This window comes from Pyrococcus yayanosii CH1 (assembly GCF_000215995.1).
Classification (GTDB): Archaea; Methanobacteriota_B; Thermococci; order Thermococcales; family Thermococcaceae; genus Pyrococcus; species Pyrococcus yayanosii.
Window position 1 is genome coordinate 399,083 of sequence record NC_015680.1, and the last position, 15,732, is coordinate 414,814.

At 51.4% G+C, this 15,732-nt stretch carries 21 protein-coding genes; 11 read left to right on the forward strand and 10 right to left on the reverse strand.

The annotated features are described in order from the left end of the window. Positions 1 to 12: 12 nt before the first annotated feature. On the forward strand, positions 13 to 258 hold the full coding sequence (locus tag PYCH_RS02360) for a hypothetical protein (RefSeq protein ID WP_013905225.1): 246 nt from the start codon (positions 13 to 15) through the stop codon (positions 256 to 258). A gap of 4 nt (positions 259 to 262) precedes the next feature. Here the strand turns inward: PYCH_RS02360 and PYCH_RS02365 are convergent, their stop codons facing one another. After that, entirely contained in the window at positions 263 to 508 is a 246-nt protein-coding gene (locus tag PYCH_RS02365) for a hypothetical protein (RefSeq protein ID WP_013905226.1), read from the reverse strand. Continuing rightward, positions 508 to 1,287, reverse strand: a complete 780-nt coding sequence (gene minD, locus PYCH_RS02370; RefSeq protein WP_013905227.1) for a cell division ATPase MinD — start codon at positions 1,285 to 1,287, stop codon at positions 508 to 510. Before minD ends, PYCH_RS02365 begins: the two co-directional genes overlap by 1 nt. 125 nt (positions 1,288 to 1,412) lie before the next feature. Here minD and PYCH_RS02375 point away from each other — a divergent pair, with 125 nt between their 5' ends. Both PYCH_RS02375 and PYCH_RS02380 read left to right on the forward strand, forming a co-directional pair. Beyond that, positions 1,413 to 1,814: a DUF2095 family protein gene (locus tag PYCH_RS02375; protein WP_048058167.1), complete on the forward strand. Its 402-nt coding sequence runs from the start codon at positions 1,413 to 1,415 to the stop codon at positions 1,812 to 1,814. 120 nt (positions 1,815 to 1,934) lie between these two features. Further along, on the forward strand, positions 1,935 to 2,879 hold the full coding sequence (locus PYCH_RS02380) for a caspase family protein (RefSeq protein WP_013905229.1): 945 nt from the start codon (positions 1,935 to 1,937) through the stop codon (positions 2,877 to 2,879). Between the two features lie 60 nt (positions 2,880 to 2,939). Here PYCH_RS02380 and PYCH_RS02385 read toward each other — a convergent pair whose 3' ends face one another. Next, entirely contained in the window at positions 2,940 to 4,451 is a 1,512-nt protein-coding gene (locus tag PYCH_RS02385) for an AMP phosphorylase (RefSeq protein ID WP_013905230.1), read from the reverse strand. 44 nt (positions 4,452 to 4,495) lie between these two features. Further along, positions 4,496 to 5,143 (reverse strand): glycosyltransferase family 2 protein, encoded by a 648-nt coding sequence (locus PYCH_RS02390; protein ID WP_048058348.1) that lies wholly within the window; start codon positions 5,141 to 5,143, stop codon positions 4,496 to 4,498. Between the two features lie 46 nt (positions 5,144 to 5,189). On the opposite strand from PYCH_RS02390, the gene PYCH_RS02395 reads away from it, so the two are divergent. From PYCH_RS02395 to uppS, 7 genes are all read left to right on the forward strand, one after another. Further along, positions 5,190 to 5,417 (forward strand): MoaD/ThiS family protein, encoded by a 228-nt coding sequence (locus tag PYCH_RS02395; RefSeq protein ID WP_013905232.1) that lies wholly within the window; start codon positions 5,190 to 5,192, stop codon positions 5,415 to 5,417. Between the two features lie 91 nt (positions 5,418 to 5,508). Further along, entirely contained in the window at positions 5,509 to 6,000 is a 492-nt protein-coding gene (locus PYCH_RS02400; protein WP_048058349.1) for a CBS domain-containing protein, read from the forward strand. Further along, on the forward strand, positions 5,958 to 7,256 hold the full coding sequence (locus PYCH_RS02405; RefSeq protein WP_013905234.1) for a cation:proton antiporter: 1,299 nt from the start codon (positions 5,958 to 5,960) through the stop codon (positions 7,254 to 7,256). The genes PYCH_RS02400 and PYCH_RS02405 overlap by 43 nt, the downstream gene beginning before the upstream one ends. Before the next feature lie 296 nt (positions 7,257 to 7,552). Continuing rightward, the gene (gene gdhA, locus PYCH_RS02410; RefSeq protein ID WP_013905235.1) at positions 7,553 to 8,815 is read left to right on the forward strand and encodes a glutamate dehydrogenase; all 1,263 of its coding nucleotides are present in this window, start codon (positions 7,553 to 7,555) and stop codon (positions 8,813 to 8,815) included. Positions 8,816 to 8,941: 126 nt separating this feature from the next. Next, a complete protein-coding gene (gene lrpA / locus PYCH_RS02415) occupies positions 8,942 to 9,367 on the forward strand; it encodes an HTH-type transcriptional regulator LrpA (protein WP_013905236.1) in 426 nt (141 codons plus the stop codon). Between the two features lie 119 nt (positions 9,368 to 9,486). After that, positions 9,487 to 10,011, forward strand: a complete 525-nt coding sequence (locus tag PYCH_RS02420; RefSeq protein WP_013905237.1) for a gamma carbonic anhydrase family protein — start codon at positions 9,487 to 9,489, stop codon at positions 10,009 to 10,011. Positions 10,012 to 10,014: 3 nt separating this feature from the next. Continuing rightward, entirely contained in the window at positions 10,015 to 10,809 is a 795-nt protein-coding gene (uppS, locus tag PYCH_RS02425) for a polyprenyl diphosphate synthase (RefSeq protein ID WP_013905238.1), read from the forward strand. Here uppS and PYCH_RS02430 read toward each other — a convergent pair whose 3' ends face one another. The 5 genes from PYCH_RS02430 to PYCH_RS02450 are packed head-to-tail and all read right to left on the reverse strand — an operon-like array spanning position 10,810 to position 13,811. After that, on the reverse strand, positions 10,810 to 11,355 hold the full coding sequence (locus PYCH_RS02430) for a deoxycytidylate deaminase (protein ID WP_013905239.1): 546 nt from the start codon (positions 11,353 to 11,355) through the stop codon (positions 10,810 to 10,812). A gap of 12 nt (positions 11,356 to 11,367) precedes the next feature. Continuing rightward, complete coding sequence (locus PYCH_RS02435) at positions 11,368 to 12,165, reverse strand: M48 family metallopeptidase (protein WP_013905240.1); 798 nt, start codon at positions 12,163 to 12,165, stop codon at positions 11,368 to 11,370. A gap of 15 nt (positions 12,166 to 12,180) precedes the next feature. Continuing rightward, positions 12,181 to 12,546, reverse strand: a complete 366-nt coding sequence (locus PYCH_RS02440) for a BlaI/MecI/CopY family transcriptional regulator (protein WP_013905241.1) — start codon at positions 12,544 to 12,546, stop codon at positions 12,181 to 12,183. Positions 12,547 to 12,585: 39 nt separating this feature from the next. After that, a complete protein-coding gene (locus PYCH_RS02445) occupies positions 12,586 to 12,942 on the reverse strand; it encodes a DUF2304 domain-containing protein (RefSeq protein WP_013905242.1) in 357 nt (118 codons plus the stop codon). A gap of 5 nt (positions 12,943 to 12,947) precedes the next feature. Then, positions 12,948 to 13,811 carry a glycosyltransferase family 2 protein gene (locus PYCH_RS02450; protein ID WP_013905243.1) on the reverse strand — a complete coding sequence of 288 codons (864 nt, stop codon included), beginning with the start codon at positions 13,809 to 13,811 and terminating at the stop codon, positions 12,948 to 12,950. A gap of 74 nt (positions 13,812 to 13,885) precedes the next feature. On the opposite strand from PYCH_RS02450, the gene prf1 reads away from it, so the two are divergent. Then, positions 13,886 to 15,130, forward strand: coding sequence for a peptide chain release factor aRF-1 (gene prf1 / locus PYCH_RS02455; protein ID WP_013905244.1), 1,245 nt, complete (start codon positions 13,886 to 13,888; stop codon positions 15,128 to 15,130). On the opposite strand, the gene PYCH_RS02460 is transcribed toward prf1, so the two are convergent. Beyond that, positions 15,120 to 15,674, reverse strand: coding sequence for an HTH domain-containing protein (locus PYCH_RS02460; RefSeq protein ID WP_013905245.1), 555 nt, complete (start codon positions 15,672 to 15,674; stop codon positions 15,120 to 15,122). The two genes, prf1 and PYCH_RS02460, sit on opposite strands and share 11 nt — an antisense overlap. Positions 15,675 to 15,732: the final 58 nt, after the last annotated feature.

Consider the following 15,732-nt stretch of genomic DNA (forward strand, 5'->3'; position numbering starts at 1 on the left):
GAGGTGAGTAAAATGGTTGTGAGACTGGTGTATCCCGAAGCTCTAGTTGTCATCGAAGACGGCTTCGTGAGGATGTTCAAGGGAAAGCTCGTGGAGGCTCCTCTGGAGGAGGTGCTCAGCTACGCGATGGGTGAGGAAGCTATAATCCCGGAGGAACTGAAGGAAGTTGCTAGGGATGTCCTGGTGGCAATTGAGGCCATGAATATTGGAAGAAAGAGATTTATGACTGTACCCAATTGGAAAAAAGTTGCTGCGTGAGGGCTCAGAGGCCCTTTATCTCTTCTTCTAGGGATTTCTCAAGTTGTCTCTCCCACTCAGCAACATCGAACTCTGTGAGCTCTGACTCAAGGTCCTCCTTAAGGTGCATAACACGCCTCTTGAGAGCGGTCTTTGTTTCCTCATCGTAAACCACATAGTAGGGGTTCCTCTTTGCGGAGAGGTAGAGCATGGCTAGAATTACGTTGAGGACAAAGAGTATTAGGATAAGGACGTAAACCAGCCCATTCATCAGCGCCTCCCTCCAAAGAGTGCTCTGAATATTCTCTTGACAGGGCTCTCGGGTTCGGGTGGAGTCCACTTAACTCCAGCAAGCTTGGCGGCTATCTGCCTGTAAGCTATGGCCGCCGGACTTGTTGGATTCTTTATGACGAGGGGAACACCATATGCAGAGGCCCTCTTGACCTCCGGATCTTCGGGGACCATGCCCATGACAGGGACCTCAAGAATAGCCTCAATTTCTTCCTTGGTTAGCTCTGTCTTCTCGCTCGTTACCCTGTTAAGGATTGCACCGAGCGGAAGCGTGCCCAGCTTCTCGGCGACGAGCTTTGTCTTGAGGGAGTCTGTTATGGCTGATATCTCAGGGTTCGTGACGACGATGAGCTCCTTTCCTATGAGGAGTGCCGTTACAGATGTCAGCTCAAGGCCCGCGGGCGCATCGATAAGTATGAAGTCGGCCATCTGGCCGATCTCTCTTATGAGCTCCCTGAGCCTCTCAGGCTTGGCCTTCTTAACCTTCTCAAGGCTGAGTCCACCGGGAATTACCTTGACACCGGCGGGCCCCTCATATATGGCGTCCTTCAAATCTGCCTCGCCTGCAAGGACGTCGTGGAGCGTTATGGGAATGTCTTCCATTCCGAGAATGAGGCTCAGGTTTGCCATTGTTATGTCCGCGTCTATCAGTATGACGTCCTTTCCAAATTGAGCCAGTGCTACTCCGATGTTAGCAACCGTTGTGGTTTTACCAGTTCCGCCCTTTCCGGAGGCGAAGACTATTGACCTGCCTTCCAATGTTGCTCCCTCCTCTCCACAAAATGGTTAATGAACTTTTGCGGCATCCAAGTTAAATATCTTTCTCCTGAAAACATGCATCAACACCAAAAACTTAAAAGGGTTTTTACCGAGTGGCCCTTGCTATGGAGAGGAAAGAAGATATCAAAAAGAAAAATCCGATAGACGAGCTTCCTTGGCAGGAATACGAGCTTGAAGAATTCAAGGAAAAGTTTCCGGCCCTTGCAAAGGAGCTGGATGGGGAAGAGGGGCTTCCTATAGAGGGTATTAGGCTCGATGAATACCAGTTCCTTAAGGAAGAGGAAGAGGGAATAGACTTCTCGGGTTATAACCCGACTATCATAGATTTCCTCCGTAGGTGCGAGACCGACGAGGAGGCACTTGAGATAATCAACTGGATGGAAAAGCGGGGCGAAATTACATCTGAGATTGCCAAGGAGCTGAGAGTGACCCTCGTCCACAAAGGAGTTAGGGCTTTTGGGCCAAAAAAAGAGTGGGGATGGTACGAGAGGCACGGGAAGCACTAAAACTTCTTTTATCTCATTTCCTTTCTAGAGAGCTAATTTGTTGGCTTGTAATTTCATTCTGAGGAAGATCCAAATATTAAAGAAAAATTTTTATACACGAGTCAATACTAAGGTGCGGTGATGCCCATGAAGAAGCTTTCAGCTATATTTATAGTCTTGGTGGTTCTGCTAAGTCTGCCAATAGCATCCCCTGTTCCCCAGAGGCATGGAATAGACTACTCCAAGCCCCTGTATGCTGAAGACGTGAAGATAGGGCACAAGATAACCGTAGACTACATTCCAAAGGCCGGAGGATTCCGCGGCGGAAGAGGTGGAGGAACAAGCACAACGACAGCTGCAACTGGCATTCTTGGTGAGCCAGTTGAAGGGGAGAAGTATGCAATAGTCATAGGCATAGCTGATTATCCTGGCACATCGAGCGACCTTCAGTATACGGACGATGATGCCCTGCTGGTTTATAACACCTTAATTAACGTCTACGGCTTCAAGCCAGAAAATATAATCCTCCTCCTCAACATGGACGCGAGCTTCTACAACATATACAACGCCGTTATGGAGCTCAAGTCGAAGGTCCAGCCGGGAGATGAGGTTGTGTTCTACTTCAGTGGCCATGGCTCAACCGGAAGGGCTGAGGATGGAGATAATGAGATAATTGACGAAGCGATAGTCACTCACGACGGCAACCCGGACGGAAGCTTTCTCCTTATATGGGACGGACAGCTAAGGGCCTGGTTCGAGGACTTCCCGACTGACAGGATAATATTCATCTTCGACAGCTGCTACTCAGGCGGAATGACCGATTTAGCTGCAGATGGCAGGATAGTCATCATGGCCTCTGGGGAAAGGGAGTTCTCACTTGAGAGCGCCGAGTGGGGACACGGTCAGTTCACGTACTACTTCTTCCTTGAGGGCATCAACGAGGGCTACGCCGACCTCTACGACCATGATGGAGACCCTGCCACTCCAGACGTCACCGTTGAGGAGGCCTTTGACTACGCCTTCGCCAACTGCGAGCGGCAAACACCCGTTATAGCAGATGGTTTCACCAACGACCTCCTTCCATAAGGCGTTTAATTTCTCTTTTCTTCACTTACTTTTGAGCCAGCGAAAAGAAAGCGAAAGGTATCAAATGTTCCCTATCCTCTGAAGCACCATTCCCTCTATCTTTATGGGGTCAAGCCTCCTTGCCAGCACTATAGCCCTGTCAAGCCTTGTCTCGCTTTCAGCGTGGATTGTGAAGAGCGGATCTCCCTCCTTAACTTTCTCACCGACCTTAACGTGGAAGGTTATCCCGGCCCCTTTGTCCTCAGGAGCCCCTGCCTCTCTCGCTATTGCTGTCACGGCCCTGTTGTCTATCCCGGTAACGTAACCGCTTGTCGGTGCTGTGAAAGTGTACGTCTTATCGCCGATTGGTACGTCATCGGGCTTTATGTCGGGATCGCCACCCTGCTCCGCTATTATCTCCCGCATCTTCTGGTAAGCCTTTCCGCTCTCCAAGATTTCTCGGGCTATCTTCTTTCCCATTCCCGCCGGGGCAACGCCGCCCATCTCTAGGAGTATCCCTGCCAGACCGAGGGCCTTCTCTATGAGACTTCCCGGCCCCTTTCCGGTCATCAGGGCTTCGAGGGCCTCCTTTGCCTCAAGGGCCGGGCCTACGGTGTGGCCTATCGGCTGACCTCCGTACGTTATCGCAACTTCAACGTATTGGCCGAGCCTCTTCCCGAGCTCTATAAAGTCTCTTGCGAGGGAGCGGGCCTCTTCCATGCTCTCGACCTTGACGCCTCTTCCGGTCGGGATGTCGATGAGAATGTACTGGCTTCCTATGGCGTATTTCTTAGACATTATGCTGGCCAGCATGAGGCCCCTCGGGTCGATACTCAGCCTGCGTTCGACCTTTATCGTTATGTCATCCGCGGGTGCTAGGTTAAGGGCTCCACCCCACACGAGGCACGCTCCAATCTTTTCCACTATCCTCTTAATCTCATCGAGGCTCAAGGTAACGTTGGTAAGGACCTCAACGACATCTGCCGTTCCGGCGGCGCTCGTTATTGCCCTGGAACTCGTCTTCGGAATCGTCAGACCAGCGGCGGCGACTATCGGGACGACGAGAACGTTCGTTTTGTTTCCTGGGACACCTCCTATGCTGTGAACGTCCATTATGGGCTTTCTATCTATGTCGAGCATGTGACCTGTCTCGGCCATGGCCACCGTTAGGGCTGCTATCTCGTCCATGTCGAGGCCGTTTATCTCGAGGGCGGTAACGAAGGCGCTAATCTCTACATCGCGGAGCTTCCTATCAACGATGTCCTTGACTATGGCCTCTATCTCTACCTTCCTCAGCTTCTCACCCCTCATTTTCTTCCTTATGTACCGGACGCTCTCGGGAGTTCCAGCTGGAACCACGACGACGGCCTCTCCCTCGGAGAAGGGCTGAACCTCAAGGATGTCTTGCGATATTCCAATCTCTCCCCTACCCACAAAGTCCCCGATCGCCACGGTTCCGTAGACTGTCCTCTTGCCCGTTTCAATCTTCACTAGATCCTCTGGATGCAGCCTTCCCTCCTTGGCATCCTCGGGATTTATGAAAACCGTAAAGTTTCCGGTGTTGACATCAAGAAGCCTCGTCCTGGCCCTCAAGGAAACCACCGATAGAGATAGGGCTCCAAAAGTTATAAATTTGCCTAATACCTGAGGAGTGTCTTCAGGAATCTCACGATGTCTTCAAACCTGAAGTGGCCCGTCTCAACCTCATAGGTGGTGCTTACCGGAACTTCCGCTACCCTGGCCCCCATCTTCACGGCCTTTATGAGGATCTCCGTCTCGACTTCATAGCGCTCGCTCTCTATTTCAGGCAAAAAATCCCTTCTAATGGCCCTGAATCCACTCTGGGTGTCCCTAATATCTACGCCAAGCTTGAGCCTCAGGAGAGTTGTAGTTACAAAGTTACTGAGCTTTCTTATGAGGGACCTCCTTCCCTCCTTAATGACCCTCCTCCCTATGACGAAGTCGGCCCGGTTCTCGGCTATCGGGAGGATAAGCCGTTCTATCTCGGCCGGATCATGCTGGCCGTCCGCGTCCATAAAGACTATAACGTCGCCAGTCGCCTTCTTAACGCCCTCGCGCATTGCGGCACCCTTTCCCCTGTTCTTTGGCAGTCTAACCACATTGGCACCATGACGCTCCGCGATATCCGCAGTTTCATCCTTTGAGCCGTCATCAACCACTATTACTTCATCAACGAAGTCTGGAATTCTTGACAAGACGCCACTTATCCTTTTCGCTTCGTTGTAAGCGGGCACCACTACGGAGATTCTCAGGCCTCGAAACATGGAAGGTTTTTTAACTGATGCTCTTAAACCTCTTTTGGTGATGCCCTTGAGGATAAGGCTCATGGGAGCTTTTGCTCACCTAGCCGGTGCAGGGGAACTCGAGGTTAGAGTGAAGGGAAGGAAGAAAGTGGGAGAAATTCTCAGGGAGGTAATACCGAGGTTCGACGAGTTCAGGGATAAGATAATCATCGTTAACGGCATGGTGGCCAGCGAGGAGGCTGAAGTCGGGGATGAAGATGAAGTCAGAGTTATGCCGGTTTTGAGTGGTGGCTGAAGAGGAGAAAACCGTTTATACCGAGGTGTGAAAACAGTATCGGGTGGCGGTGGTGGGAGAAATAGAGAGGGCACTTCAGGCCTTCCACTCGATGAAGGTAAGACAGATAACGCCGCCGATAACCTCGATGCCCATAGTGGAGGAGGAATCTGCCATAGTGGACGTCCTCAAGATACTCAGAACGAGGCATCACGTTTGGGTGGTAAGGAGCAGGGAAAGCATGGAGCTCACTGGGGTCATTAGATACCTTGACGTGGTTGACATACTGCTTCCCCCAACAAGGCAGAGGGCAAGGCTGGGCAGTATAAGTTCCATGCTTAAGTCTATCATGGCGGGGGCCGAGAAGGCCAGAGACATCATGGAAAGGAACGTTCTGACGGTAGAGGAAGAAGCAACGGTGCTTGAGGCCCTTGAGAAAATGAAAAGATATAGAGTTGCAATCCTCGCAATAACGGATGAGAGAGGAAAGCTGAAGGGCGAGATCAGCCTGAGATTGTTGATAAACGAGTTCATCAGATTAATGAGGGTGGGTGGTGCCCAATGGACGCAACGTGGCTCCTCTTCGCGCTTGGAGTCTCCCTGATGCTTGCCAAGATAGGGGATGCCATAGTAGAGAGGTTCGAGCTACCAGGAGTGCTTGGAGAGCTCCTTATGGGAATGCTTCTTGGCAACCTCGTTTACTTTGGTATAGTCCGACCCAACTATCTTCCAATAACGATGGATGCCAGCGATATTGCGAGCTTCTTGGCCAAGCTCGGAATAATATTCCTCCTCTTCTTAGGAGCTCTTGACACGGATATTGAGCAACTGAAGAGGACGGGTCTGACGGCGGTCGTTTCTACACTCTTCGGAGTTTTCGTTCCCCTTGTTCTTGGCTGGTTCGTCCTGATGGAGATGGGTTATCCGAGCAGAGAGGCCTTCGCTGGAGGAGTTCTACTCACCGCCACGAGCATAGGGATAACAGTTAGGGTGATGATGGACCTTGGCGTGCTCAGGAGTGAAGTCGGTGCGGCCTCCCTGAGCGCGAGCGTTATAGACGACTTTCTCGGGATTGCCCTGATAATCTTCGCCGTTGGAACTGGCAGTCTCCTTGGTCTTACCCTCAAGATAATCTTGTTCTTCATAATCACGGGCATTATTGGGTGGTTCACTATCGACCGCTACGTGGGATTAGCCGAGCGCCTCCACGTTGAGAAAGGCGTCCTGGGAATGGTCGTGGGTATGATGTTCCTCTTTGCGGCCCTCGCTGAAGGGTGGTTCGCGGCCGCAATTGAGGGTGCCTTCATGATGGGCCTAATTCTATCTAAATTGCCCGAGGGGAGGCGTCTGATGGAGGACGTGAAGGCCATAGGCTACGGTCTCCTGATACCGTTCTTCTTCGTGCACACGGGCGCGATGCTCAACCTTAGAGTCTTTGAGCATAAGGAGGCATTGACACTTGCCGCGGTTATGACGGTCATAGCTGTTGTCGGCAAGGTTGTCGGTAGGGGCTTTGGGGCCTGGATAACAGCTTGGGGTAGGGGGAAGAAGTTCCTCTTCACGAGGGAGAACTTTTGGATGTCCCTTCAAGCTGGAATAGCATCGATTCCGAGAACGGAGGTGGCCCTTGTCAACCTGATGGTGGCGATTCATGGTGGAGCAATTCCGCCTGAGGACGCATCTAAGTTTATAGCCGCCACCTTGATATTTATCACGGTGTCCGTGCTGATAACCCCCCCTCTGCTCAAGTGGGCCTTTAGGGAGGATATTGAAAGGAGGAAGAGAGAAATCATCGAAGGAAGAAAGGGTAGGATTGAGGAGAAGAAGTCGCAAGTAGCAGATATCAAGGGGTCCCGATGATTGGAAGTGGAGTGAGCTGAATTGTGATGACCGACTTCCCACTGAGGGCCCGCAATTTTATCTCCTTAAAATATCTGGGCCATTGCCGTCCTTATGTGTACAGTGATGTATGTAAAATTCGGGCGCACAATGCTTCTTTTCTCCAACTCTTTTTTGTGATTGGACTTTTATCTTGAAATCCCTCTTTTGTGCCGGGTTAAATGAAACAAAAGGATTTCCACCCTTGTTTACCGAAAGGTTTATATAGGCTATTGCTCAAGTTTGTATCGCCAATCAACTAAATTGGGGTGATAGACATGGTTGAGCAGGACCCGTATGAGATTGCCGTTAAGCAGCTCGAAAGGGCTGCCCAGTATATGGACATAAGTGAGGAGGCCCTTGAGTTCCTCAAGAGGCCCATGAGGATTGTCGAGGTTACCATTCCCGTCGAGATGGACGACGGTTCTGTGAAGGTCTTTACCGGCTTCCGTGTCCAGCACAACTGGGCCCGTGGTCCCACTAAGGGTGGCATAAGGTGGCACCCCGAGGAGACCCTCAGCACCGTCAAGGCTCTTGCCGCCTGGATGACCTGGAAGACCGCCGTTATGGATCTTCCCTACGGCGGCGGTAAGGGTGGTATCATCTGCAATCCGAAGGAGCTCTCCGACAGGGAGAAAGAGAGGCTCGCTAGGGGCTACATAAGGGCCATCTACGATGTCATCAGCCCCTACACTGACATTCCCGCTCCTGACGTCTACACCAACCCGCAGATAATGGCCTGGATGATGGATGAGTACGAGGCCATCAGCAGGAGGAGGGACCCATCCTTCGGAATCATCACCGGCAAGCCACCAAGCGTTGGTGGTATCGTCGCCAGGATTGACGCTACCGCCAGGGGTGGAGCCTACACCGTCAGAGAAGCGGCAAAGGCCCTTGGCTGGGACGGTCTCAAGGGCAAGACCATTGCCATCCAGGGTTACGGTAACGCCGGTTACTACATGGCCAAGATAATGAGCGAGGAGTTTGGCATGAAGGTCGTTGCAGTGAGCGACAGCAGAGGTGGAATTTACAACCCCGATGGATTGAACGCCGACGAGGTCCTCAAGTGGAAGAAGGAGCACGGCTCGGTCAAGGACTTCCCAGGCGCAACAAACATAACCAACGAGGAGATTCTCGAGCTTGAGGTCGACGTTCTAGCACCAGCCGCCATCGAGGAAGTTATAACCAAGAAGAACGCCGACAACATCAAGGCAAAAATCATAGCGGAGCTTGCCAACGGTCCGACAACGCCAGAGGCCGACGAGATACTCTTCGAGAAGGGCATCCTCATAATACCAGACTTCCTCTGTAACGCCGGTGGTGTCACCGTCAGCTACTTCGAGTGGGTCCAGAACATAACCGGCTACTACTGGACAATCGAGGAGACCAGGAAGAGGCTTGACGAGAAGATGACCAAGGCCTTCTGGGACGTCTACAACACCGCCAAGGAGAAGAACATTAACATGCGTGATGCAGCATACGTCGTCGCTGTTCAGAGGGTCTACAGGGCCATGCTTGATAGGGGCTGGGTCAAGAAGTGATTTTTCCCTCCTCTTCTCTTCTCCTCCTTAGTTTGCCACAATAATAATCCTTCTCGAAGCCACAATATTGGGACCGAACATTTTAAAATAGTTTAGTGCGATAGTTAGACTTAGGTGGTTTGAAAAATGATAGATGAGAGGGACAAGATTATACTAGACATACTCGTCAAGGACGCCCGGACGCCCTTCACAGAGATAGCAAAGGTGCTCGGCATCAGCGAGACTGCCGTCAGGAAGAGAGTCAAGGCCCTAGAAGAAAAAGGCATAATCGAGGGTTACACGGTGAGGCTTAATCCTAAAAAGCTTGGCTATTCCCTAGTAACGATAACTGGCGTCGATACGAGGCCCGAAAAGATCTTTGATGTGGCTGAGAAGCTCAAGGAGTTCGACTTCGTTAGAGAGCTATACCTTTCGAGCGGCGACCACATGATAATGGCCGTGATATGGGCGAGAGATGGGGAAGACCTCGCGGACATAATTTCGAACAAGATAGGGAGAATAGACGGCGTAACCAAGGTGTGCCCGGCCATAATATTGGAAAGGCTTAAGTGAGGGCTCGGTTGCGAGGGTAGTCATCACCTTTCAGCTAGCGAAATTATCTTCATCGCCTTTATATTTTCTCCGTGGTTAAGCTTAAAAGCTTCTTGGGAAATCCGAATCCGGTGGTGGAGATGTCGGTATACGAGCTCGATGGTAAGAGACCTAAAATTCACCCATCCGCGTTCATAGATGAAAGCGCCGTCATCATAGGTGACGTCGTCCTCGAAGAAAAGACGAGCGTCTGGCCTTCGGCTGTCCTGAGGGGTGATATAGAGCGGATATACGTTGGCCGTTACTCCAACATCCAAGACAACGTGAGCATTCACACCTCTCATGGCAAGCCGACCGAGATAGGTGAATACGTTACCATAGGCCACAACGCCGTTATCCATGGGGCCAGAGTCGGTAATTATGTGATAATCGGCATGGGGGCTGTCATTTTGGATGGGGCAAAAATCGGAGATCACGTCATAATAGGGGCGGGCGCTTTAGTTCCGCCCGGCAAGGAGATACCGGATTATAGCCTTGTCATAGGAGTACCGGGCAAGGTTGTTAGACAGCTCAGCGAAGAGGAAATAGAGTGGACGAAGAAGAACGCCGAGGTATACGTCGAGCTCGCGGAGAAGCACCTGAAGGGACGGAAGAGGGTTGAGTGAGAGATGATATATAGGCTCGTTTCTTACCTCCCTAAAATTCTTTTCAAACCTGCCTATGACCTCTACGAAAGATACCTTTTCGAAAAGGTAAAGGCAGGCAACCTGCCCAAACACATTGCCATAATAATGGATGGCAACCGGCGGTGGGCGAGAAAGCTTGAAAAACCACCCTGGTACGGCCATCTTTTTGGTTCCAAAAAGTTAGAGGAAATAGTTCAGTGGTGCCACGAGCTCGGCATAAGGATGCTCACCGTCTACGCCTTCTCCACGGAGAACTTCAAGCGCTCCAAAGATGAAGTGGACAGACTTATGGAGCTTTTTGAGAGAAAGTTCAGGGAACTCGTTAAAGACAGGAGGGTGCATGAATACGGGATAAGGGTGAACGTCATAGGGAGGAAGGATCTCCTGCCAAAGAACGTGAGGGAGGCCGCGGAGGAAGCTGAGAGAGCCACGAGGAAGTACAACAATTATGTCCTGAACATAGCCCTAGCCTACGGGGGCAGGAGCGAGATAGTGGATGCTGTCAAGGACATCGTCAGAGATGCCCTTGTCGGAAAGCTTAGACCAGAAGAAATAGACGAGGAGCTCTTGAAGCGATATCTTTACGTTCCAAACATGCCCGACCCGGACATCGTGATAAGGACGGGCGGGGAGGTCAGAATAAGCAACTTCCTCCTGTACCAGATTGCCTACAGCGAGCTCTTCTTCGTTGATGTGTACTTCCCCGAGTTCAGGAAGATAGACTTCCTGCGCATCATCAGGGAGTATCAGAAGAGGGAGAGAAGGTTTGGGAGGTAGCTACTTCTCGCAGCCGCAGAACTCGGGGAAGAGAGCCTCAAGGAACTGTCTGACCCTCTCTTTCGACAGTTTGAACTGGCGTATCTTGATTAGCCCCTTTTCTTGAGCCTCTTTCAGAAGTATCTCCGTGACCTTATTAGGATACATCTCCTCGTAGACTATCTCCTTTATTCCGGCGTTTATTAGGAGCTTGAGGCACGTATCACAGGGGAAGTGGGTCACGTAGAGCGTTGCTCCCTCGAGACTTATTCCCTTCCTTGCCGCCATCGCTATGACGTTTTGCTCCGCGTGAACGGCCCTGTGGCAGTGGCCGTCGACGAGAAGGCATCCTGCGTCTATACAGTGGTCCATACTTCTGGGGGCCCCGTTGTAGCCAGTGGCTAGTATGTAGCCATCCTTAACGGCAACGGCCCCAACTCTCAACCTCGGGCAAGTAGCCCTTAGGGAGACGAGCTTGGCTATGAGCATGAAGTATTCGTCTTTGGTTGGCCTGATGCGCTTTATCCGCTCAGCTTTTTCCTTATCAAGGAATACCTCAACATCCATGGCAATCACCCCTCATTTCAGCGCCTCAAGGAGCTTAGAGCTCTCGACAATGGACATTATCCTCAATATCCTCTCATCGTAGCTTGGGTGAGTGCTCATAAGATACGTCCAAGATGACTTGGTTTTCTCCCACCTCTCAAGGGAGGGCTCTATACTGGGCAGGACCGTGTTCCTTGCTAGCCTTTCCCTTACGTCCTCGTAGTATTTGAGCTCCTCAAGGGCGTTCTTAAGAGCGTAGGGGGTGTCAAGTACTCTTACAGCCACGTCATCAGCCTTGAATTCTCTCCTCCTCAGGAACCTTCTCCTTTCCACCTCGTAGGTTACGAATAGGAGGAGGGATATGTACCGAACGATTGTGGAATGAGATAAAACGGCAGTTGCAACGCTGACCAGGAGCATGAGGTAACGTCCATAGCTCACAAGAGGGAAGAGGATTGTGTCTCCGTTCTTTATGTGGCCCATTTCGTGGGCGGCAACTGCAAGTATCTCAACATCGCTGAGAACCTCAAAGAGGCCGGCGGAGAGAACTATGGACGTTCCAAAGGAGTAGGCGTTTGGCACGTAGGTGTCCTCAATGTAAATGGTGGGCATATTTATCCTCAGCTTCGCGGCCATTCTTGCTATTCCATCATATAGCCAGGGCATATCTGCCCATTGGATTTTGGAGTACCTACCTGAAGGCATTTTCCTACTGACCAGCAGGTACATTGCGGAGAGCACGGCCCCAGAGAAGAGCACCATACTCAATCCTAGGCGGCCGAGGGAGAGAAGGGTTATGAGGAGCTGGGCCACCACTATGAGCCTGAGCATCAGCCTCGACCCGCTTTACTTCTTAATTTTAGAGAGGTATGCATAAGTAGCCTCGCGGAAGTTGTTTATGAGGGCTTCAAGAATTCTCTCCACAATCCTTCTCTCGAACTCCTCCCTGCTTGTCGTGACGCTGTACACGTACCTGATACCGCCCCTTCCCCTCTCCATCCTCCTGCTCAGGAGGCCCTTCTCACAAAGCCTGTTCATCAATATGCTTACGGTGGAGCGTCTGATGTCTGGATGAGTCTTCTTCAGGTATTCATAGACCTCGCCCGCCGTTGCTGCCTTAACTTGCCACATATATTCCATTATCTCAGCCTCTAGAGGTGGCAACACAGCCCTGAGGCCCTCCTGATTCAGCTTGAACTCGCTGGGCTCCATTAAATCGCACCCCTATGGTCATTTTGCCAGGGAAAGAAATTAAGCTTTTCGCTCTATCCTGTCCTCGAGCTCCCTGAGCCTTATCCCTACCTCCCTCGTCAGCTCCGTTATTTCTCTTTCAACTTTGTCTATCATAAGGTAGAGCCGGAAGACGAGGAGGTAAACTCCTCCAATCGCGACGACGAAGAGGGCGTCGAGCCCTCTGCCCAGTCCAAGTATTTCCTTGATTTCTTGGGATATCTCGACGGGTCGTAAGCTTACCATGAGGAGCACTGCTAGGAGGGCCTCCCAGAATATGAAGTCTCCCCATTCAAACTCCTTCTCCCTGTACTTCTTAAGCACATGAACCATCAGAAGCCCGATAACGAGGAGGGCAATGTGCTGGACCATATACATGGCCATCACCTCAGCTTGTCAATTAAAAGATTGAAGGCTATCTTAATTCCCTCCACAACGTTCGTGCCCTTTCTCATAGAGTACTTTGTGTAGATCGCCTTTATTGGAACTTCCACTATTCTACATCCCTTTTTCGAGGCCTCGATTATTATCTCACTCGAGACAGCGTACCTATCGCACGTTATCCGAATCCGGGAGGCACAATCCCTAGAGAGACATCGGAGGCCGCTCTGGCTATCGCTGACGTATCGACCTGAGAAAATCGTCGTTATCAAGTCTAATGCAGTATTTCCAATCCTCTTAATCAGAGGCATCTGGCTGACATCTCCTTTGAGCCTCGACCCTATGGCGAGGTCGGCCCTGCCCTCAATGACGGGTTTCATGACCCTTAGAGCGTCCTCGACTTTGTGCTGACCGTCGGCATCGAACGTTACGATGGCCCTGGCTCCCTTCCTAAGGGCGTATTCGATGCCCGTGCCAAGGGCCCCCCCGAGTCCCCGATTCACTAGATGCGTTATTACTCGGACGCCTCTTTCCCTCGCTATCTCCTCGGTCCTGTCCCTGCTACCATCGTTCACAACGATAATCCTTTCTGGGGGAAAGTACTCGAGCAACTCGTCTAGAACCTTCCCTACGGTTTTTTCCTCGTTGTAAGCCGGGACGACTACGTATGTGCCCAGTAAATTCTCAAAAACCGACTTCAGGCCTTCGAGGTTCTTAGCCTCGAACTTGACTTCTCCAACCTCAAGATAGTAGGTGCCCAACTTTGGAGCCCCTTCATCCCCAGTTGTTTCTACCCCTAACTCCCGCAGAACTCTCTGGACGTTCCTGTCCTCATGTCCCTCCACGAAGACTCTCTCAATTCTCAAAGGCCTCCCCCATGCCAAACCTTTATAAACGGGCCGGCTTTTAAACCTTTGGACGCGAGAAGGGGGTGATGCTCATGTCTCACCGTGATGCTCAACTTTACGAGCTCAGGAAGAAGATTGAAGAGCTAAAGAAGATAAGGGGGAGAGGGACGGAACTCGTATCCCTTTATATTCCCGCCGGCTATGACCTAAGCAAGGTCATGCAGCAGCTTCGCGAGGAGTACGGGACGGCGCAGAATATAAAGTCAAAGACGACAAGGAAGAACGTCCTCGGAGCCCTTGAAAGGGCCATGCAGCACCTAAAGCTCTACAAGCAGACCCCGGAGACAGGTCTGGCGCTATTCGTGGGCAACGTCAGCGAGATGGAGGGAGTAACGGATATAAAGCTCTGGGCGATAATCCCGCCCGAGCCGCTGAACGTCCGTCTCTATCGATGTGACCAGACTTTCGTCACCGAGCCGCTTGAGGAGATGATTCGCACAAAGGACGCTTACGGCCTCATAACCGTCGAGAAGAACGAAGCCACAATCGGCCTGCTCAGGGGCAAGCGCATCGAGGTTCTTGACGAGCTAACATCGAACGTACCGGGCAAGACGAGGGCGGGCGGTCAGTCAGCTCGAAGATACGAGAGGATAAGGGAACAGGAGACCCATGAGTTCATGAAGCGAATAGGAGAGCACGCTAATAGAGCCTTCCTGCCCCTTCTTGAGAAGGGAGAGCTGAAAGGAATAATAATCGGCGGTCCAGGGCCGACCAAGGAGGAATTCGTCGAGGGAGACTATCTCCACCACGAGCTCAAGAAGAAGATTATCGGCGTTGTCGATATCAGCTATCACGGCGAATACGGTCTCAGAGAGCTCGTGGAGAAGGCAAGCGACATTCTCAGGGACCACGAGGCGATCAAGGAAAAAAAGCTCATTCAGACGTTTCTGACTCATGTTGTCAAAGATACGGGCCTCGCGACCTATGGAGAGAGGGAAGTTAGGAAGGCCCTTGAGATAGGAGCCGTTGACAAGTTGCTCATAAGTGAGGGATACGCCAAGGTCCGCGTGAGGGCAAAGTGCAACGCCTGCGGCTGGGAGGAGCTCAAGACGATGAGCGAGGAGGAGTTCGAGACCTATAAGAAGCGACTCACTCGTTGCCCGAAGTGTGGGAGCCAAAACATCAGCTTCGAGAAATGGGACGTCGCGGAAGAGCTCATAAAGATGGCCGAGGAGGCGGGCTCGGACGTGGAGATAATATCCCTCGACACCGAGGAGGGTCAGCAGTTCTACAGGGCCTTTGGCGGCCTCGGCGCGATACTTAGGTTTAAGATTTAGCCCTCCTCTCCCCCAATATCTGCTGGATGTCGTTGTATATGGAATCCCTCGAGACTCCAAACATCCTAGCAAGCTCCGATATGTTTAAGGCCTTTGGATTGTAATTCAGCAACTCTAAGAGCTTTGCCAGAAGCTTCCTCCTGTCGACAAGTTTCATGTCCTCAAATTCACCCTTTGCCGGGCGGTTGTATGTTACCACACCTACAGCGTATGTCCTCCTAGTTACGGGGGTCGTGTAAACCTCCACGTCGAAGTCCTCAAGAACCATATCGGGCCTAATCCTTTCGTTCAGCTTGGCCTGAAGCTCTTCGAGGGCGGTCTCTTTGCTACCTGCTACCGCGTATGCCGTGATGACACCCGGTTTATATGGCTCGGCGGGGTCAATTGTCAGAATGACGGACACGGACATGAATGCACCCATCCCAATTCTTATCTTAGATCCCTTGATTTTACCCCTGTGGGGGAGCTTCTCCATTGCAGATTCTTCAAGCTTCTTTAGACATTCTCCAACGTTTGTCCCTTCACAATGCAGTATCACCAACATTATTTCTGCACCCCCGCAGAAATGGGGATTACTTAGTGCAAATTTGAGGAAAAAGGTA